The organism is Pseudomonas sp. Irchel s3f19 (genome assembly GCF_900187555.1).
Lineage (GTDB): Bacteria > Pseudomonadota > Gammaproteobacteria > Pseudomonadales > Pseudomonadaceae > Aquipseudomonas > Aquipseudomonas capeferrum.
Window position 1 is genome coordinate 300,570 of record NZ_FYDW01000001.1, and the last position, 19,121, is coordinate 319,690.

Genomic DNA, 19,121 nt, shown 5'->3' on the forward strand with positions numbered 1-19,121 from the left:
CCCAGCACCACCATTCAGTGCGTCATTACCAGCACCGCCATCGAGGAGGTCATCACCGGCATCACCGTATAACTGATCAGCCCCCTCACCGCCCAATACCAGGTCGTTGCCGTTGCCGCCGTACAGGACATCGTTGCCGGCTCCACCTTTGAAGGTGTCGTTGCCGTTTTCGCCATACAGGTAGTCGTTACCCGAACCGCCATCCATCACGTCATCGGTTGCAAAACCTCTCACCGTGTCATTGCCATCAGTCCCGGTCAGCACCAGGGTCTTGACCTGCTCGATGCTCCAAGACTTGCCGTCGGCGAAGCGGATCTCTTCCAGCTTGTAGGCACTGGTGCCATCGTCGCGGAAGTAGTTGCTGATAGTAACCCGATCAGTGCTGCCTTTCAGGCTCAGGATCAAGTCGGTAGTCGAGCGGCTCACGGTGACATCGCCCGACGCTACGTCGCTGAACTCGATCGCATCGGTCTTGCCGGTGCTCTGGTCGTAGTTGTTGATCGTGTCCTGGCCCCAACCACGGGCGAACCGGTAGATATCACTGCCAGCACCACCATTCAGTGCGTCATTACCAGCACCGCCATCGAGGAGGTCATCACCGGCATCACCGTATAGCTGATCAGCCCCCTCACCGCCCAATACCAGGTCGTTGCCGTTGCCGCCGTACAGGACATCGTTGCCGGCTCCACCTTTGAGGGTGTCGTTGCCGTTTTCGCCATACAGGTAGTCGTTACCCGAACCGCCATCCATCACGTCATCGGTTGCAAAACCTCTCACCGTGTCATTGCCATCAGTCCCGGTCAGCACCAGGGTCTTGACCTGCTCGATGCTCCAAGACTTGCCGTCGGCGAAGCGGATCTCTTCCAGCTTGTAGGCACTGGTGCCATCGTCGCGGAAGTAGTTGCTGATAGTAACCCGATCAGTGCTGCCTTTCAGGCTCAGGATCAAGTCGGTAGTCGAGCGGCTCACGGTGACATCGCCCGACGCTACGTCGCTGAACTCGATCGCATCGGTCTTGCCGGTGCTCTGGTCGTAGTTGTTGATCGTGTCCTGGCCCCAACCACGGGCGAACCGGTAGATATCACTGCCAGCACCACCATTCAGTGCGTCATTACCAGCACCGCCATCGAGGAGGTCATCACCGGCATCACCGTATAGCTGATCAGCCCCCTCACCGCCCAACACCAGGTCGTTGCCGTTACTGCCGTAAAGATAGTCGTTGCCGGTACCACCATACAATATGTCGTCACCGGCGCCCCCTTTCAAATTGTCATTACCCTCCCCCCCCAGCAGGAGGTCGTTTCCGTTGCCACCATTAAGGCTGTTGTTGCCTGCACCGCCACTAAGGAAGTCATCACCAGCACCGGAATTGAGTGTATCGTTACCGCCGCGCCCTAAAAGAAAATCCACTCCGACTCCGCCAGTCAAGGTGCCAGAATCCTCTCCATTCTGTAGCACTTGCCCGCCAAGCTGTTGCGTTAAAGACTGCATTTGGCTGTTAGATAACTGTTCAAGCCAATATTCAGTTAAAGAGCCTAATTTTGAGTAATCTGGGCCGTTGGGCATCGCTTGTCGCAAATCTCCACTGTCGATAATAGCCCTAACCGGATCAGCTGCACCGACATCAACTAACCGCTGTACTAGGCCTTCATAATTAAGACTTAGGCCAGCTTCACTAAACTCGAGCTCAACGGAGTCAACATACGACTTCAATCGAGCTTGTAACAGCAGCCCATTGTAAACAGACTTAACCAGTACTTCATATGCATTATTGAGCAGCTCTATCTGACCAGGACCAAGCGCTAAGTCCTCCTCAGTTATATAAATAGCGCGAGTTCCCGAAGGCATCAAACCGAGTGACCCACTTGAGCTGCGCGTAGTTGATCCTAACGAGAAACCAACCGAAATAGAAACACCCCCATCTTTAGTTGGAGTTTCCTGCTTAGTAAAACCAAAGAAGCTCTGACCATTAAAAACCTCAAGAACCTTAATTTTCTCCAGCAGCGTTTTTTTTGCCAACTGCTCAGGTGTAGGGCCTGTGTCACCCTCAGCCGTGGGCGCCCCGCTAATATTACCGCTACCACCACCGCCAGAACTTGACCCAGTCGAAAATTCGAAGGCGCTCTCCGGCTTTTCCCAAGAGTAGCTAAACTCAAATTCGATACCTTCGAGACCGCGCGTGAAGTTGAGATCACCAACAAGCTGATCGAAAGTTCTGAAGTTACTGGTACTTGCCCACTCAGCAAGGAGCTTATCAATCTTGGATAGTTGCTCAGCACGTGTAGCGGCCCGACTATACTGCGTTAGTACAGAGCGTAATCCTTCGTTTAGCATGGCAGCTTCTTGTAGGTCACGTACTGAGCCAGAACCACCCATATTTGGTAAAACTTCAACGCTACCGTGAAGCGGAACGGTATCGGTGTATTCACGGTAGAACGGGTTAGTAGCAAGATCCAAGTTTGCGGCCAAGCTCTGATTTCCGTTAAGTGCCCCCTCGCTGCCATCTGCACGGACAAAAGTTCCCACCGCACGAATCAGGTTACCGTTGGTGTCATGCCTGACAGCGTTGAAACCCAAGTTGATCGCGGTAATATCATGCTCGGCAAGACTCTTCAGCTCAATCGTCTGCGCAATACCATCCTGGTTTTGATCCTGCCATACACGAACATTAGAAAATTGTTCATCTTGAGCGTCGAATACACTGTCAGAATTACTATCTAGATCGCTCAGAGCGTCAAAGCCATCTGTAGCCTTATTACCATTAGCCTTGATGGTATCTACGCCGAACAGCTCATTGCCGTTATCGATACTGCCGTTACCGTCGCGATCTAATACCAAAAAACCATCGTCACCCTTGACCCATCCTGTTCCCGTCTTAAGACCATCACCATTAAAGTCGAAGACAATACCAGAATTAGCAGAAACTGTTTCTATCCCATCTCCATCGAGATCCAGAGCGAGAGGGTCGCGACGCAAAATAAAGTTAAGGGCAGACCTGTAGAGTTCATTTTCCTGAATATTGATTCTGGAGACAAGATTTTTCAAATGACCATCGACAGCAAGATCCTTCACAATCGCCAACGCGATGCGGACTAAGCTTGGATCCGCCTTTATATCAGGATCATCGAGAGAACGGCCTTCTATTTCATTGTGCTGTATATATAGATCCCTACGCGCATCTAATTCTATTTTTTTATCATGAGTAGCCTTCTCCCTCCAGCGAGCGCCTGGGTAAGGAGGAGGCGCCGCATACCAATTTCCATCACTCGGATTATATTTATAGTTCTCTATACTATCAGGATCAATATAACCACCCAAAGGCTCTGAGTGCACAAACGCGCCCACCCCAATGAACTTGGCCCCTACCGAACCATTCAAAAAGGCGTTGACGATTATTCTTTCAGCACTTTTAGGCAAACTCATAACGAAACCACAAGGACAATTATAAGCAACAACAAACAGGTAATAAGAAATCCAAACAGAGAGATCAAATAAAAGTGATGCGGATTATCGCCATTTACTCTCCCGACAGTAATTATCCGGAGGCACCATCGACCTAGCCTGAAAAACAAATACTCAACTATTGCACCAACAATATATTCCATACCTACTCCTTTTTGCCACCAACGAGGAACTTCCAACAGCCCCTGAACCAATACACCAACCCCGCATTTCCTACTTAATTTCCCACTATAAGGCCGTAGAGCTTGATCAGAAAATATCAACCATAATCACTACACATCGATAGACTTACGATTACTAGGAGGCCACTCTACAGCGCCGCGATACATATCCTTATGATTACACTACCCGCCCAACGAAATTTTAATACGTGGAGCAGGCTTATACCCCTTCGCGACCCGTGTGCCAAACTACAAATCGACAAATGATTAAAACCTTAGCGAAATGGCTCTAGCGGGACGGTATCGACGCCAGATGAGTCGATTGATTCACACCTTACGTATTGGCGATATCTAGCGTTCATCCAGACTTTCTGCTGCATGCTGCTTGAGCGGGCTCAAGAAGTAGTCAATCACCTTTCTCTTATCGGTCTTCAATTCAGCCGTAACAGCCATGCCCGGCGATAATGCAATCAGGTTTTCGCCAACCAGAATCATATTTTTATTCAGTTGTATCCGCACGCTATAAACCAATCCAAACTTTTCATCCTCAATCGCATCACTGGATACGCTCACTACAGTCCCATCTATCACACCGTATTTTGTAAAGTTAAAAGTCTCGATCTTCACTTCTACGGCCTGACCAGGGCGTACGAAACCGACGTCCTTGTTCTCCAGCTTCGCATCAACCTCCACCGCCTGATCGCTTGGGACAATCACCATCAGCGGTTGGGCCTGAGTTACAACGCCGCCTTGGGTATGGATCGCCAGTTGTTGGACAGTCCCATCTACAGGGGCCGTAAGCTGCGTAAGTCGATTTCGTTGCTCTGCTTTCCTAAGTTCTTGAGTGAGGCCTGCAGCGCGGACGTCCGCATCATTCTGCAGATCGAGCATCGCCCTGCGCGTCTGAGCCAAGACACCTGTGCGTTGCTGTTGCGCGGCTTTCAAAGCGGCTTTCAGCTCGCTGATTCGTGCTTTTTGTTGGGCCAGCTCACGCTCCTGATCCAGAAGAATCTGCTCTTTCTCCAGATAGGCGTGTTTGGCGACAAATTGCTTGTCGAGCAGGCCACGGTAGTCAGCTGCCAGCTCACGTGAGATAGGGAGCGTTTTACTGAGTGCGGTGATGGAGGCTCGGATGGAGCGTATTTCAGCCTCTCGCTGCTCGATCTGGGCATCGCTTTGGTCAAGGGCGGCACGCAGTTCGAGATACTGACCTTGCACCCATCGCTGCAGGCTTTCTTGCTGCGCGGGTGTGGCGTTCGGAATTATGCCGGAAACCAATGCTGGCTCGGCCTTGTCCTTTATTGCCTGCAAGAGCAGGCGGGCCCGGGCGCTATCGACCTGAACGCCGAGCAGCTCACTGTGAAGTCTTTCCACCTCCGCTCCAGTGATCTGGCTATCGAGTTCAACAAGCAGCTCGCCCGCCTTCACTTGCTGGCCATCGTGCACATAAATGGCCTTCACGACGGCCACCTCATTGGGCTGGATGACCTTGGTCTTACCGCTTGGCACTATCTTGCCTGTCGCCGTGGCCACGACATCGATCTCGCCGACACAGGCCCAGATCAACGCGAGCGCCGCGAAGAGCATGATCGTCCACTGGATATAACGTGGCGCCGGATGGACGGGCTTTTCCTGCAACGCCAGAGCAGCGGGCAGAAACTGAACTTCGTGACTTAGCCGAGGCGGCGCAACCATTGCCTTGCGGGCGCGCCATGAGTGTCGCCAGGCACGGCGGTATCGATTGAGTAACTCCCGTTTAGCGCTCATCGCATTGCTCCTTTGCCAACGGCAGTACGCACGACCCTAGACAACTGCTCATGCCACGTCCCCCTGCTGCAACCGATGTAGGCGGGAGTAGTGGCCTGCCTGGTGAGTCAGCAACTCCGAATGGCTACCCTGCTCTACGATCTGGCCGCGATCCATGACAACGATGCGGTTTGCATCGCGCACAGCAGAAAGCCGGTGGGCAATAATGATCACCGTCCGCCCCTTACAGATGGTCTGCATGTTCTGCTGAATGACGCGCTCGGATTCGTAATCGAGGGCACTCGTGGCTTCGTCGAAAATCAGGATGCGCGGGTTGCCGATCAGGGCTCGGGCGATGGCCACACGCTGCCTTTGACCACCCGACAGCGATGCGCCGTGCTCACCGACAACGGTGTCGTAGCCTTCCGGCAATTCGAGGATAAAGTCATGGGCCCCTGCCATCTTGGCTGCCTGCATCACGACCTCGATAGGTGCACCAGGATCGGTCAGTGCGATGTTTTCCCGGATGCTGCGGGCGAACAGCATATTGTCTTGAAGCACCACGCCAATCTGTCGACGCAGCGACGACACATCTGCCAACGCGAGATCCATACCATCGACCAGCACACGCCCCCGCTCTGGGGTGTAAAGCCGCTGCAATAGACGTGTCAGCGTACTCTTGCCCGAGCCCGATCGACCCACGACGCCGATCACTTCGCCGGCCTGGATCCTCATGCTGACTCCGCGAAACACTTCGGGGCCGTCTGGCCGGTAGCGAAACTGCACTTGGTCGAACTCGATATCGCCTTTAAGCGGAGGTAACGCACTGCGCGAGGACTGAGACATTTCTGTCCGTGTGTTGAAAATGTCACCGAGGCGCTGCACCGAGACGCCGGTTTGCTGGAAATTTGTCCATAGCTGAGCGAGGCGCATAATCGGTTGCGACACCCGCCCGGCCAGCATGTTGAAAGCGATCAGTTGGCCCACGCTCAACTGCCCATCAATTACCAGTCGAGCGCCCAGCCATAGTGTTGCTACCGTCACCAGCTTGCCAATCAGGCCGACACTTTCGTTAGCCAGGTTCGACAGGTTCTGGGTCTTGAAGCTTGCGGCCACATAGCCGGCAAGCTGGTTATCCCACTTGCGGTTGACCTGCGGCTCGACGGCCATGGATTTGAGGGTGTCGATACCGTGGACGGTTTCCACCAGGAACGCCTGATTTTCCGCGCCACGGGTAAAGCTCTCGTTTAACCGCGCCCGCAGCACCGGAGTAATCAGCAAGGAGACGATGAAATACAGCGGCAGCGACAGGATGACCACCAGAGTCAGCCAGTCGCTGTACATGAACATCACGGCGATAAACGCCACCGAGAATAATACATCCAGCACCAGCGTGATCGCGTTACCGGTCAGGAAGCTGCGGATGTTCTCCAGCTCGCGAACCCGGGCGACCGAGTCCCCCACCCTGCGTGCCTGGAAGTAAGACAAGGGCAGTGTGACCAGATGACGAAATAATCTTGATCCGAGCTCCACATCGATTCGGCTGGCCGTGTGGGCGAAGACATAGCTTCGTAAGCCTGACAGCAATGTTTCAAAAATCATGATGCCGAGCAGGCCGATGGCAATCACGTCCAGGGTTGTCAAGCCGCGGTGCACCAGCACTTTGTCCATGACGACCTGGAAGAACAGCGGCGTCAGCAAGGCGAAGATCTGCAGCACGAAGGAGACGAGCAGCACCTCCCCCAACAGCTTGCGGTATTTGACGATCGCAGGAATGAACCAGGTGAAGTCGAAGCGCGAAAGCTCCCCAGCCATCGAGGCCTCGGAGCGAATCAGCAGCAGATCCCCTGTCCAGCGAGCCTCGAGTTCTTCCTGAGCTACCACCTCAGGACGCTGCGCGCAGGGATCATGGATCAACGCCTTGCCTTCATCCATCCGGGCAATGATGAAAAAGCGACCATCGGTATCGACCGCGATGGCCGGCAATGGCGTCTGCGTCAGTCGCGAAAACGAGCTACGCGCGGACTTGACTTGGAGCCCAAACTTTTTCGCAGCCAGCAAGATTTCAGGGCGACCAAACAGTCGGCCATCTTCGGCATATTCGTGAGTGAGTTGTTCAGGAGAAGCAGCAACGTTATGAAAACGCGCCAACATAACCAAGCAGGCAAGGCCTGTATCCAGCTCAGGGGCTGGCCCGGTGGTAGCTGAGTCGTTCAGCATTTGTGCATCCGTGCATGTGCCATGTCGAAGCGCCATGGCTTGGCGGAATTTTACTTGGTACCGCCAGCAGAACAAGATGGCGAACACCAAAAAAGTCAAAAATATTACCGCGACGGATGCTGTATATTAGAGCGTTTGCCACCTAGCGTGGTGTTTCAGAAGTACCAATGATAAAATCACGCGCCCAACGCTCGTGCTGCACGAGCTACCGAGGCGAGGATGTCCTCTGCTTTTTTGTGCCACCGGAACGGTTTCGGGTTCTGGTTGTAGATCTCCAAGTAGTGCTCAATCGAAGCTTCGAGATCTTTGACACTGACGTGCGCCTGTCGCTTGATCCACTTCTCGCTCAACGTTGAGAAAAAGCGCTCGACCAAATTCAGCCAGGAGGCAGAAGTCGGCGTGAAGTGGATGTTGTAGCGTGGACGCGCAGCAAGCCACGCTCTGACCTTGTCGGTCTTGTGCCTGGCATAGTTATCCATTATCAGATGAATCGGCATGTCATCAGGAACTGATGCATCGATTTCTTTCAGAAAGGCGAGGAACTCAGTGCTGCGATGCTGGCGTTTCAACCGGCCAATGACTTCACCTGTTGCCACATCCAGAGCGACGAATAGAGAGGTTGTTCCATGGCGTTTGTAATCGTGCGTGCGAGTTGCGGGACTGCCTGGTGAAAGCGGTAATCCAGGCTGTATACGGTTCAAGGCCTGAATCTGGCTCTTCTCATCAAGGCACAGCACCAGCGCCCTTTCGGGCGGATTCAAATACAGACCAACAATGTCGTGAACCTTGTCGACAAACAACGGATCTGTGGCAAGTTTGAAGGTCTTTTCCAGATGCGGCTTGATTCCGAACGCGTGCCAAATGCGCATGATGCTGGCTGGAGAAAGGCCCGTCTCGCGGCTCATACGGCGCGTACTCCAGTGGCTGGAGTCGTCGGGCTTACCTTGCAATACCTGATTGACCACTTGCTGAACTTGTTCATCCGAAATGGTGCCCGGACGACCGGAGCGCGGTTCATCATTCAACCCCAGCAATCCCAGTTTAGAGAAACGTTGGCGCCATCGTGAGACCACATCCTTGCTGGTACCCAGGCGCAGAGCAATGTCGTTGCCTGACTCGCCGGCGGCACAAGCGAGGATTATTTGGGCGCGCAGAGATGCATCCTGGGCGCCTTTGCGGAGCTTTATCCGGCGTAGAAGCTCCGCTCTTTCAGTTTCAGAAAGAGTAATGACGGTTGCTGGTCGGCCCATGTCGATACACAACTATTGATGAGTGGGTTTCTATGAAGCGTAGACCAAATTTTCATTGGTACTTCTGAAACACCACACTAGAGCAAGACACTTAACCGCGAATGGTTCACAGTATTTCTTTACGAACTTTAGCCATCACGGTGGTGGTGCTTGAGAAGCGGTTCTGGCCTGAAGCAGCAGGCTACCGGCGCACTCCATCACTGCTCAACGTTGGCAGAAAATCGCGATCAGGGTCGTAATCCGACTTAAGATAGCCAGAAAACTCCTCAAGATCACCTACACCCAGAAGTCCCGCAGCCTGTTTGAGCTTGAAGTTGTCGATGATGTAGTCGTACCGGAAATCGTTGTAATCCCGAACAGCCGCGTAGAGTAGCCGCTGGGCATTCAGTACATCGGCCATGTTGCGAGTTCCGACCCTCAAGCCAACCTCGTTAGCCTCTAACGACATCCGGCCTGACTTTATCGCCTGTAGACGGGCTGCAATCTGCTCTACACCTACATTGATCGCTCGATGTGAGCTTCTGGTAAGCAGAACCACCTCACGCCTGGCATTCTCGCGATCATTTTCGCTCTTAGCCAGGAGCTCTACCGATTGGCGCACTTGCGAGCGAGTCATGCCTCCACTGTAGAGCGGAATGTTGAGCTCGATTCCGATGCTGCTCTGCGCGACATCATCGCGATAATCACTGCGGCCAAAATCAGAGGGGTTGTTGTAGCCAAAGCTATCGTTGTCACCTTTTCGATAAGAGGCAACTACATCGACGGTAGGTGAAAACCCTGCCTTGCTCTTCCTAACCCTCTCTTCAGCGGAGGTCACCGCGTGGTTAGTCGCAAGCAGGTTGAGGTTTTGCTCGATAGCCAGATCGACCCATACCGTCGCGTCGTTAGGGAATGGTGGGTATACCGGCATCGAGTGGGCTACGCCGTCGATAGTAACATAGTCGCATGTTGTCAGCCGATATAGGAGATCGAAGGCCTCATCGACGTTACGCTGGAGAACCTTCGAATTCGCCTTTGCTAGATCATTGGCAGCCTGCGCGTCGAGCACGTCGGTGATGCTGGCAACACCGCCTTCGAGGCGCCCTTGCGCCTGGGCCTGCTGCTCGAGCAGAGCAGATTCCTCAGCACGTGAAGCGGCGAGCGCATCGAGTTGGCGAAGGGTTTCGAAATAAGCCTCCGCCACTTTCAGAATAAGCGCCTGCTCCTTGGCTGCGAGTTCCATTTCCGCCTGGGCGACATCTGCCTGGGCAGCCTTGAGCTCAAACCAGCGATCAAGGCGAAAAAGTGGCTGGGTGAGGCTTGCACGAAAAGCACTGCCACTGCGCGAGCGAACGAGTGAAGGGCTATCTCTATCGAGCCGGGTCGATTCGCTAACCATTCCGGCAGTGATGCTCGGCAGTAGCCCCGAACGAGCTTGAGGGGTCGCCTCGGTGCGCGCCCGATACTCATGGCGTGCAGCCGCCAGCTCAGCATCGTTCATGGCCGCCTGGCTGTAAATCGAGAGCAGACTCGCCCTAGTAGCGGACTGTCCATCGGGGCTTTGCGCGAGAGCTGTTACAGGAAGAAGCGCCAGGGTCAAGCCGAGGCAGCCAAAGAGGTATCGCATCAACAATCCTTGTCAGAAACCACAGCGATGTGGCTGCGAATCCTATGGAATTCGTGGTTTCCGTCAAGGTGAAAATGAATCGCCCCTAGTTTCATAGACACCTCCAAGCCTCATAATAAGGCCCAAATAGGAGGTGCGAGATCAGCCCGGCTGTCTACCAGATGCGCAATGAGTTCACGCTCGTTGCGGCAATCTGTTGGTCCGATGATCTGGACTCTCGGGATGGACTGGAAGCGTGCCTCCACTTGCCGCTTGAAATTGCGTTCGACGCAGTACCACTGCCCTGAGAACAACACGTAGCTGTTGGTGACACCCGCCGTCTTGGTGTCAGTCTCAAAGGTGAAGCAGTTGTAGACTCGCCACTGCGTATTGAAGACCTCTGAGCCTGGCGCCTTGGCCCTGATGTAATGACGCTCCCGGATGTCGTCTATCGTTCCTTTGAAGTCGCAGCGCTCAAGCTCTGCGACGTAATCCTCGATCGACAGGCTGTGGAAATCGGTACCAGCACTGCCGAATCCGTTGTAGTGCAGCAGGCAGCCTTCCTGGTAATCGACAATCTCTGGCGGGGCCATGTGAAGCTCGCTGTCCCTCCCCTTCCTTAGCTCATTCAAGGCAGCAAATAGCTTTCGATCCAGGGCCGTGAGCGTGACTCTTTCCGGGACAACCTGCATGCTGTCGATCCACGGGAAGCGCTGCTTGTAGGTGTTGCTGCGGTAGACCTGCAGAACCTCCTCACATTTGGCCAGCAGATCGTCAGACACCAGTTTGCACGTGATCGAAAGGCTGTCTGGTGTGCCGCCAGCAACCCTTGCAAGGTCACGCAGGACGTCCACACTAAAGTCCTGGACGTCGCTGTCTTTACTCGCCTGAACCCTTTTCTGGAATGTCACGGCATCCGGGGTCGCCAGGTCGAGCGTTCTCAGGCCATCGCGAGGCACCGAATTCAGCGTAATCTTCAGACCGAACTGGCGCTCGAAGGCCTCCTCTTCCAGCGCCATGTGAATGTGGCCGAAGCAAATCGCGAAGACACGGTCATTCACTGACAGGAAGAGCACAGCACCGGCGCCACCGGCGATCAGTTGTCAGGCTGGATGCCTGCCTGCTCTTCCACGAAGGAGATCCAGCCGGGCCTGCTCGTATAGATATGCCCGATGAACAACTCAGCTCCCTCCATGGTGGGCCAGTCGCCACGCTGGAGGCGGTTGCGCTGAGCGCCCCGGGGCAAATTCCTCCTTGAGTGCTTCATTGACCTCTGCGTCACTTCGAAGCAGTCGTATAGAAAGCGTCCTGACTCTTTCGGGGTTGGGCACAGCGCCACTCCCTTGAGCATGCTGAGGATCCATTTGGACTGATCGCCGGGGCGACCAGCCATCAATGACCCAGCATGAATATGAGCCAGGATGCAGGGTCTTTCCAAGTGGAGAATTGGGCCTGGTAAGCGAATCTACCTTCCGCAAACGTCCGAAAAAAGGTCGCTATGGCGATTGATAGGACTGCAGAATTTCTCTCAGTAGAAATCCCACCAGCGGCATCGACGATTTTTTGACGGACTGAAGATGGCCTCCCCCGGGTCAGAAAGGCCGGAGCTGCTCCACGTCCAAGCTCCCTCGGCAAGGTCAATTTCAGACCGAATGGGTGCCAAGGGCTCGTCTCTTCATGCGAGGGTTTCAGAAGCTGGGGATGGTGGAATTATGAAAAGCGAGGCGATGCTATTACCGATCGAAGCCGAATTCGTCCGAAAATGGCTGCCACGCACCGTAGCGACGCTGCATTTCGCAACATTGCACTACTCGAAAGAGTAGGGCGCAGATAGTAGGCCTACTATTTAGGCAGGCCAGGCGTGGCAAGGGGTGCGGGCGAAATAGTAGGGGTGTTGGGGTGATACAGCGAGGTCGGCATTCTCGCTGCGATCGCCAAGCGAAGCCGCCCAGGCGACCTTCTGGGTGATCTCGGGGCGGTACACGCGCCACAGGTGATCCAGCTCCTTCTTCAGGGCCTCATGACCTTCGGTGGTGATGATATTGGTGCTCAACAGCACTCTCCTCAACGGCGGGTAATCAGGCCTTGGCGAGCAATGCGGGTGAGATGGCCGATGACTTCGGCGGCCTCGGCAGAGGCCGGCGCCTGTATCACCGCCAGGTCGAAACGGTCGTTGCCGTACTGCGCAAGGTGGCAGCAGGTTTCGCTGAACTGGATGAGAAAGGCACGGGCCTGGCCTTTACGACGCGAAAGCCCTTCAAGGTGACGCAAAAGAGTGGGTTGATGCTGGCCACCGAGCAGGATACGCGGTGTGCGGGACGCCTGGTTGGCAGGCAAAGGGCTCAAACAGACACTGGTACGTGGGCAACTCATGGCGCTTCTCTCAGCCTCGCGATTCCCGCTGGGCAGCGGTGGGAGGCGTCACCGAACCAGCGCTTTAGCGGTATTTCGGATGACCGGAGGGCCTTTCCTGCGCCCCGCAAGTAGCTGTTTAAATCGGCGCAGGCGGTATGCTAGAGCTACAAGCGCTAAGTTACAAGCCTCAAGCTGCATTGCTCAGCGCTTGGCCACCCGCTCCAGCACGGCACGCTCGCGGTTGAACGCCAGGAAGTACTTGTTGACGCTGTTGACGAAATTGACCGGGCCCATGCCGACCTGCTCCATGGCAATACGCTCGGTTTGGAAAAACCACTGGTTGCCGTTGAGCCCACGCCGACGCGCTTCGGCACGCATCGCCTGGACCCGCTCGGGCCCCAGGTTGTAAGCCGCCAGCACGAACGCCATGCGCTCGCGCTCGTTGATCTGTGGGCTGGCAAAGAACTTGCGCCGGATCAACGCCAGGTAGCGGGCACTGGCCTGCACATTGCCGTCCACCGTGGCGGTATTGCTCACCCCTACCCGCTGGGCGGCCGAAGCGGTGATCTGCATCAGGCCGTGGGCCCCGCCTGTGCCGCGCGCAGCGGGGTTGAGTGTCGACTCCTTGAAAGCCAGCGCCGCCAGGTTGAGCCAGTCGATCTGCTGCGCCTGGCCATGCTTCTGCAGCACCGCACGCACCGCACTGAGGCGTTGGCGATCCTTGCTCGCCAAGGGGTTGTGTACCCGGTACTGGCGGCGGTAGATACGCTCGAATGCTGCGTCCTGGTTGTCCGGCGCGCGATAGCCCTGAAGGAAGCGATCGACCGTGGCCAGCAATTGCGGCGCATCGCGCCCTACATACCAGCGCATGGCTTGCGGCGAGCCCAGGTGCACACGGCTGTCCAGGCGCAGACGCGGCATCACCCTGGCCCACCGCCGGGCAATCGGGCGCTCTACCACGGTCAGGTGGTAGATGCCGGCCTGCACCATCTCCAAGACATCCTCCACCGCCAGGGTCGAATCGACCCACTCCACCTTGATCGGCGCGCGCTTGCGCAGGGCCAGCTGCTGGTTCACCTGCTGGATCACCGGGCCGGCAGCACTGGCACTGGTCAAGGCCACGGTGCGCCCGGACAACTGCTCGACATGGCTGAAGCTGCGCTCCCCCTTGCGCCCGACCAGCAACAAGGGCACTTGGTCCAGCACCGGCGCGCTGCTGCTGACACCGCGCACCACCACCGGGTCGAGCAGTTCACCGGGCGCCGCCAGGTCGCCCTCGCCGCGCTGCAACGCACCCAGCAACTGCTCCTTGGCCCGAGGGATAAGCTTCAGCTGAATCTGCTGCCCGTCACCTGCGCGGGCATTCAGGTAATGCTCGAGCGCACGCAGGCGGTAATATTCGATGCCGACCGGCTCGCCCTTGACCTCGCCAGAGCTGTTGCGGCTTTGATTGACCAGCACCCGCAACACCTTGCTCGCCCGAACCTGCTGCAGGTCACGCAGCTTGCTGGGCGGGATGTTCTGCTGCGGCCCCGGCAGGCGCGCCTGGGCAGCACCGGCCATGGTCAGCCCAAGCATCAGCAGGAAGGTCAGCAGGTATCGCAGCATGCGAAAACGAGTCCGAGGTCGGTGGGCGGCACTCATGTGGCATGGCCGCCTGGTGATAAATGACGGCAGAAGACCACGGCAACCGCATGAAGTTCTTGGATTTTTCCGAGAAACGCGGATTTTGCTATGCTGGCCGCCCCGCGGCACGAGGTAGCACCATGCAACTGATCGATATCGGCGTCAACCTGACCAACAGCAGTTTCCACGACCAGCAGGCCGCCATTGTCGAGCGCGCCATCGAGGCTGGCGTGGCGCAGATGGTGCTGACCGGCACCAGCCTTGCGGTCAGCGAACAGGCACTGGAGCTGTGCCAGCAGCTGGATGTGGCCGCTGAACACCTGTTCGCCACGGCGGGCGTCCACCCCCACGATGCCAAGTCCTGGGACGCTGGCAGCGAGCGGCAACTGCGCCAATTGTTGAATGAGCAACGGGTGCGCGCAGTGGGTGAGTGCGGCCTGGACTTCAACCGCGACTTCTCCCCTCGCCCTCAGCAGGAAAAGGCCTTGGAGGCACAGCTGACACTCGCTGCCGAACTGGGCTTGCCTGTGTTTCTGCACGAACGCGACGCCAGCGCGCGCTTGCTGGCCATCCTCAAGGACTACAGGGACCACTTGACCGGCGCTGTGGTGCATTGCTTCACCGGCGAGCGCGAGGCGTTGTTCGCCTACCTGGACCTGGACCTGCACATCGGCATCACCGGCTGGATTTGTGACGAACGTCGCGGGACGCACCTGCACCCGCTGGTCGGTAATATCCCTGGAGGGCGCCTGATGCTGGAGAGCGATGCGCCTTACCTGCTGCCGCGCAGCCTGAGGCCCAAGCCGAAAAATGGCCGTAACGAACCGGCGTTTCTGCTGGAAGTGCTGAGGGAGGTGGCGCTGCACCGGGGCGAGTCGATGGAACACACGGCAACCCATACCACCGCGGCGGCACGGGCATTCTTTCGGCTGAGCTAAGGCTGCATCGGGCCCCGTCGATACAGGCACCTCGGTTTTTTTCTTGATACATATCAAGAACGGCTCTGGCAGGCGCAGGCACAATGATGGCACCTTGCCAATATTGTTTCCGCTCAACTCAGAGAAGACCTGCCCATGGGTGCCTGGCTTAGCAATATTTCCCTGAAGTACAAATTCTGGGCCGTCAACGCGGTGGCCTTTGTCACGACCCTTTTGCTGGTGCTGTACGCCGTGCATCTGGAGCAGCGCGCCCGTGCGGACGCCGCCCAGGCCCAAGCGGCGGCACAGGCCCAGCTGTTGGCAGCATGGCCCCTCGGGCAAACGCTGCCCCGCCAGGCCAATGTCATCACCTGGCTGCCAGGCCAGACCCCGACCTTTGCCGGCGAACCGCTGGAGGCCCTGCGCGATGCCCAGGGCTGGGTCGAACTGCCCGCTGCCTGGCTGCTTGGCGATAACCCCCTGCGCGGCGCCCAGGTGCTGCGCAACGGCGATCAGCAACTGGCCGTGCTGGCCGAGTCGCCGAGCGTACGCCAGGTGTTCTTCGAACGTTTCACCAACTATGCCGTGTGCGTGCTGATACTGATGCTGGCCATGCTTGGCGCCTCGCAGTTGCTGATCCGCTTTCTGCTCAGCCAGCTCAACACCCTCAAGGACGTCATGCTCCATGTGGAGAAGACCGGCGACCTGTCGGCACGCGTACCCCTGGCGTGCGGCGACGAAGTCGGCCAGATGGCGGGCGCCTTCAACGCCATGCAAGGCACCTATCACCGCGTGGTCAGCACTGTGGCCCACACTGCCGCACAGCTCGACGCCGGCGCCGCACGCCTGGCGGCGAGCATGAATGACGTACGCCACGGTATGCTCGGCCAGCAGAGCGAGACCGACCAGGCCGCCACGGCCATCAACCAGATGTCGGCCACGGTGCACCATATCGCCCAGCATGCCGGCGCCACACGCGACCTGTCGCAGACCGCCGATACCCTCGCCGGCAGCGGCCAGGAGGTCGTCAGCCGCGTTCAGGACTCGATTTCCGGGCTGTCCAGCGGCGTACAGCAGACCGCCGAGATGATCCGCCAACTGGCCGAGGACAGCCAGAAGATCAATGGCGTGGTCGGGGTGATCCACAGCATTGCCGAACAAACCAACCTGCTGGCACTCAATGCCGCCATCGAAGCAGCCCGTGCCGGTGACTTGGGCCGCGGCTTCGCAGTGGTCGCCGATGAGGTACGCAACTTGGCCAAGCGCGTGCAGACGTCCACGGACGAAATCACCACCATGGTCTCGGCGCTTCAGTCCGGCACCCGCGATGCAGTCGAGTTCATGCAGGAGAGCTCGTACAAGGCTGACGATTGCGTCCGGCAGGCCCAGGCAGCCGGTGCAGCGCTGGCCGAGATCACCGGTGCGGTCGCGCAGATGCGCGAAAGCAACACCCAGATCGCCGTGGCTGCCGAACAGCAGAGCCAGGTGGCCGAAGAAATGAACCGGGCAGTGGTGAGTATCCGCGACGTCACCGAACACACCGTGCAACAGACCGTCGGCTCGGCCACCACCAGCAACGAACTGGCGACGCTGGCCGGTGAGCTGAACAAGGTGATAGGCCAGCTCAAGCTATAGCCCCCATTTACAGTCACGATAGCCAGCCTCGATTGGCCCCCTTCCGGGGGCCGCACTAAGCTTTGGACATGACCGAGAGGACCTGCCCATGAGCAAACGCCTACCCAACCTGCCCGCCTGGCAATGGCGCGGGTACCACCATAATCACCGTCACCCGGCCAACCTGGTACTGCACCTGATCGCCGTGCCGCTGTTCATTCTCGGCGCATTACTGGTGCTGTCCGGCCTATTCGCCCTGGACCTGGGGCAGATCGCCGTTGGCGTCATCTCCCTGATTGCCGGCCTGGGCCTGCAGCGCCACGGGCATCGCCTCGAAGCCGAACAACCGGAGCCATTCGCCAACCGCAAAGACGCCGTGCAGCGCCTGCTGACCGAGCAGTTCATCACCTTTCCACGCTTTGTGCTGAGCGGCGCCTGGTGGCGTGCCTGGCGCGAGCGGCACAAGCATCGCCGTTGACCCTGCCGCCCATTACGGCTAAGCGAAAACCGTCACCGTCTGCCGGCTCAATGTCAGCAACTCGCCCTCTGCGGACCACAGCGCGGCGGCGGCATGCCCATAACCCTCACGAGCGTGCTCGGTCTCGACGCAATAGCGGCACCAGTCCAGTGTCGACAACTGCGGTATGGGCTGGATGAATTCGATGGTCCAGGTCAGTGTGCTACCCGCCGCCGGCCGCTTCAGGTACGGCAACAGGCTGGGCGGCCAGGCATCTACCAGTGCCAGCAGATGAGCCTCGTTCAACGGCTCGTCAGCGATGTCCCGCAAGCGTACCCAGCCCCCCATCTGCCGCGAATCGTTGCCACTGAACGGCAGCCCACCAACCGCCCAACGCAGGGCTACATGGCGCATGAACTCTGGGGTCACACCTTTGATGTAGGGAAGCTCAGGGGCAGCCTGCTCCAGCGGCTTCATGGCAACCGCAGCCTTAGCCGGGACCTCGACCTCCGAGGAGCGACCCGCACCGAAATTGCCCTGCACCAGGGTGACGACCTGCCCCTCCTGCACCGCGCGGCCAAGCAAGGTACTGACCGCTTTGCCCTCACGCAGCACGTCGACCTCGAAACGGATCGGCACGTCAGCCGCAGCAGGCGCCACGAAACTGATCGCCAAAGAGCGCACAGGCCGATCATCGGCAAGCTTCAGGCGCATCGCTTCATAGACCATGGCGGCCATGAGCCCACCGAAGGCCGCGCGGCCCTGGGCCCATGACGCCGGTACCGAAACCGATTCAGGGTTGGCTCGAACGGCTTCGAGCAATTGGGTGAAGTTCATGGCAGGTGGGCTCCTGTGCCGTGGCGATCCGGGGCACGCCCTTCACGTGCCCTGCGTCGGGACATACTAACCAGCCACTCGGCTCCGTTCAGCCCGCATATCGGTCATTTGCCGGGCTATCGCTGTTTCAACGCCACCTGCAAGGCATCCAGCGTGACATCGGATTTGCCCTCGGCCTCCTGCAACTGCTGCTGCCAATCGAGCGTGCACACTGCCAGATCGGCGTCCTTGCGCGCTTGCAACAACCACTGCAGACGGTCATGCCACGTACCCAGGTCGCTCTGTGCCTTCTTCAACAGACGTTGCAGTTTTTTCCCGGCATGTTCAAGCTGCGGGTAGGCCTCATCGCCATAGCGTGCCCGCTTGATCAACAACCGTAGCCGATGCCGATCATGGGCGGGGTCCGCCAATGCCTTGCGCAGCTTGCGCCATTGCTTGCCGAGGCGTTTGTCGATGCGCTTGGCCAGCGCATCGACCAGGCCTTCGCGATCAGCCGCGCGCAGGAACAACGGAAATGCATCGACGATCGCCAGCAGACGGGCCAGCTGTGCGCAGCTCGCGACACTGGCAAAGGTACTGCCCCGCCCCGCCAGCCGTCGCTGCGCCGCCTCATTCAAGCCCCGCCCGGACAATTCGGCCGCCAGCACCTCGCGGTCACGCAGCGGCGTCGTCAACGCCCCCAGGGCCTTGGCTGCGCCTTCCAGCTGTTCGACCCCCGGCAACCCCTGCAGCGGCCGCAGAAGGCTGCGCAAACGCCGTACAGCGATGCGCAGGTCATGCAATGCCTCGCTGTCGGTATCGGCAGCGAGGCGCTCACGGCAGGCCAGCAGGCGCACCTGCAAGGCCAGTATCTGTGACACCACGTGATCGACCATGGCAGACATGGGAAGC

General features: G+C 57.7%; 14 protein-coding genes and 1 pseudogene. 4 read left to right on the forward strand and 11 right to left on the reverse strand.

The genetic code is table 11. The annotated features are described in order from the left end of the window. The 9 genes and pseudogenes from CKW22_RS01385 to CKW22_RS01430 all read right to left on the reverse strand — a co-directional run. The coding region (locus tag CKW22_RS01385) for a calcium-binding protein (protein WP_143500701.1) at positions 1-3,423 on the reverse strand (3,423 nt) is incomplete at its 3' end. A gap of 551 nt (positions 3,424-3,974) precedes the next feature. Then, positions 3,975-5,390 (reverse strand): HlyD family type I secretion periplasmic adaptor subunit, encoded by a 1,416-nt coding sequence (locus CKW22_RS01390; RefSeq protein ID WP_095063646.1) that lies wholly within the window; start codon positions 5,388-5,390, stop codon positions 3,975-3,977. A gap of 48 nt (positions 5,391-5,438) precedes the next feature. Then, positions 5,439-7,589 (reverse strand): type I secretion system permease/ATPase, encoded by a 2,151-nt coding sequence (locus CKW22_RS01395; protein WP_095063647.1) that lies wholly within the window; start codon positions 7,587-7,589, stop codon positions 5,439-5,441. A gap of 176 nt (positions 7,590-7,765) precedes the next feature. Next, complete coding sequence (locus tag CKW22_RS01400; RefSeq protein WP_095063648.1) at positions 7,766-8,839, reverse strand: IS630 family transposase; 1,074 nt, start codon at positions 8,837-8,839, stop codon at positions 7,766-7,768. A 181-nt stretch (positions 8,840-9,020) separates the two neighbouring features. Then, the gene (locus CKW22_RS01405; RefSeq protein ID WP_095063649.1) at positions 9,021-10,445 is read right to left on the reverse strand and encodes a TolC family outer membrane protein; all 1,425 of its coding nucleotides are present in this window, start codon (positions 10,443-10,445) and stop codon (positions 9,021-9,023) included. 110 nt (positions 10,446-10,555) lie between these two features. Continuing rightward, positions 10,556-11,500, reverse strand: a complete 945-nt coding sequence (locus tag CKW22_RS01410) for a TIGR04141 family sporadically distributed protein (protein WP_160015149.1) — start codon at positions 11,498-11,500, stop codon at positions 10,556-10,558. Positions 11,501-12,336: 836 nt separating this feature from the next. Beyond that, a pseudogene (greB, locus tag CKW22_RS01420) lies at positions 12,337-12,477 on the reverse strand (transcription elongation factor GreB); the annotation flags it as partial. 11 nt (positions 12,478-12,488) lie between these two features. Continuing rightward, positions 12,489-12,797 (reverse strand): hypothetical protein, encoded by a 309-nt coding sequence (locus tag CKW22_RS01425; RefSeq protein WP_095063653.1) that lies wholly within the window; start codon positions 12,795-12,797, stop codon positions 12,489-12,491. Between the two features lie 183 nt (positions 12,798-12,980). Beyond that, complete coding sequence (locus CKW22_RS01430) at positions 12,981-14,387, reverse strand: transglycosylase SLT domain-containing protein (protein ID WP_095063654.1); 1,407 nt, start codon at positions 14,385-14,387, stop codon at positions 12,981-12,983. Between the two features lie 158 nt (positions 14,388-14,545). Here CKW22_RS01430 and CKW22_RS01435 point away from each other — a divergent pair, with 158 nt between their 5' ends. From CKW22_RS01435 to CKW22_RS01445, 4 genes are all read left to right on the forward strand, one after another. Continuing rightward, positions 14,546-15,343, forward strand: a complete 798-nt coding sequence (locus CKW22_RS01435) for a TatD family hydrolase (protein ID WP_095063655.1) — start codon at positions 14,546-14,548, stop codon at positions 15,341-15,343. A gap of 6 nt (positions 15,344-15,349) precedes the next feature. Continuing rightward, positions 15,350-15,430 carry a gas vesicle protein GvpC gene (gene gvpC, locus CKW22_RS28050; RefSeq protein ID WP_143500703.1) on the forward strand — a complete coding sequence of 27 codons (81 nt, stop codon included), beginning with the start codon at positions 15,350-15,352 and terminating at the stop codon, positions 15,428-15,430. Positions 15,431-15,478: 48 nt separating this feature from the next. Beyond that, positions 15,479-16,957, forward strand: a complete 1,479-nt coding sequence (locus CKW22_RS01440; RefSeq protein ID WP_095063656.1) for a methyl-accepting chemotaxis protein — start codon at positions 15,479-15,481, stop codon at positions 16,955-16,957. Positions 16,958-17,045: 88 nt separating this feature from the next. Continuing rightward, the gene (locus CKW22_RS01445) at positions 17,046-17,414 is read left to right on the forward strand and encodes an Mpo1-like protein (RefSeq protein WP_095063657.1); all 369 of its coding nucleotides are present in this window, start codon (positions 17,046-17,048) and stop codon (positions 17,412-17,414) included. 18 nt (positions 17,415-17,432) lie between these two features. On the opposite strand, the gene CKW22_RS01450 is transcribed toward CKW22_RS01445, so the two are convergent. Together CKW22_RS01450 and CKW22_RS01455 are read right to left on the reverse strand one after the other, a co-directional pair. Next, positions 17,433-18,230, reverse strand: a complete 798-nt coding sequence (locus tag CKW22_RS01450; RefSeq protein WP_095063658.1) for an acyl-CoA thioesterase II — start codon at positions 18,228-18,230, stop codon at positions 17,433-17,435. A gap of 116 nt (positions 18,231-18,346) precedes the next feature. Continuing rightward, a complete protein-coding gene (locus CKW22_RS01455; protein ID WP_095063659.1) occupies positions 18,347-19,114 on the reverse strand; it encodes a CHAD domain-containing protein in 768 nt (255 codons plus the stop codon). Positions 19,115-19,121 lie beyond the last annotated feature (7 nt).

Bases quoted from the DNA above. Each gene is read 5' to 3' on its own strand.
- CKW22_RS01390 (WP_095063646.1), bottom strand. From the start codon at position 5,390: ATGAGCGCTAAACGGGAGTTACTCAATCGATACCGCCGTGCCTGGCGA.
- CKW22_RS01395 (WP_095063647.1), bottom strand. From the start codon at position 7,589: ATGCTGAACGACTCAGCTACCACCGGGCCAGCCCCTGAGCTGGATACA.
- CKW22_RS01400 (WP_095063648.1), bottom strand. From the start codon at position 8,839: ATGGGCCGACCAGCAACCGTCATTACTCTTTCTGAAACTGAAAGAGCG.
- CKW22_RS01405 (WP_095063649.1), bottom strand. From the start codon at position 10,445: ATGCGATACCTCTTTGGCTGCCTCGGCTTGACCCTGGCGCTTCTTCCT.
- CKW22_RS01425 (WP_095063653.1), bottom strand. From the start codon at position 12,797: ATGAGTTGCCCACGTACCAGTGTCTGTTTGAGCCCTTTGCCTGCCAAC.
- CKW22_RS01430 (WP_095063654.1), bottom strand. From the start codon at position 14,387: ATGCTGCGATACCTGCTGACCTTCCTGCTGATGCTTGGGCTGACCATG.
- CKW22_RS01435 (WP_095063655.1), top strand. From the start codon at position 14,546: ATGCAACTGATCGATATCGGCGTCAACCTGACCAACAGCAGTTTCCAC.
- CKW22_RS01440 (WP_095063656.1), top strand. From the start codon at position 15,479: ATGGGTGCCTGGCTTAGCAATATTTCCCTGAAGTACAAATTCTGGGCC.
- CKW22_RS01445 (WP_095063657.1), top strand. From the start codon at position 17,046: ATGAGCAAACGCCTACCCAACCTGCCCGCCTGGCAATGGCGCGGGTAC.
- CKW22_RS01450 (WP_095063658.1), bottom strand. From the start codon at position 18,230: ATGAACTTCACCCAATTGCTCGAAGCCGTTCGAGCCAACCCTGAATCG.
- CKW22_RS01455 (WP_095063659.1), bottom strand. From the start codon at position 19,114: ATGTCTGCCATGGTCGATCACGTGGTGTCACAGATACTGGCCTTGCAG.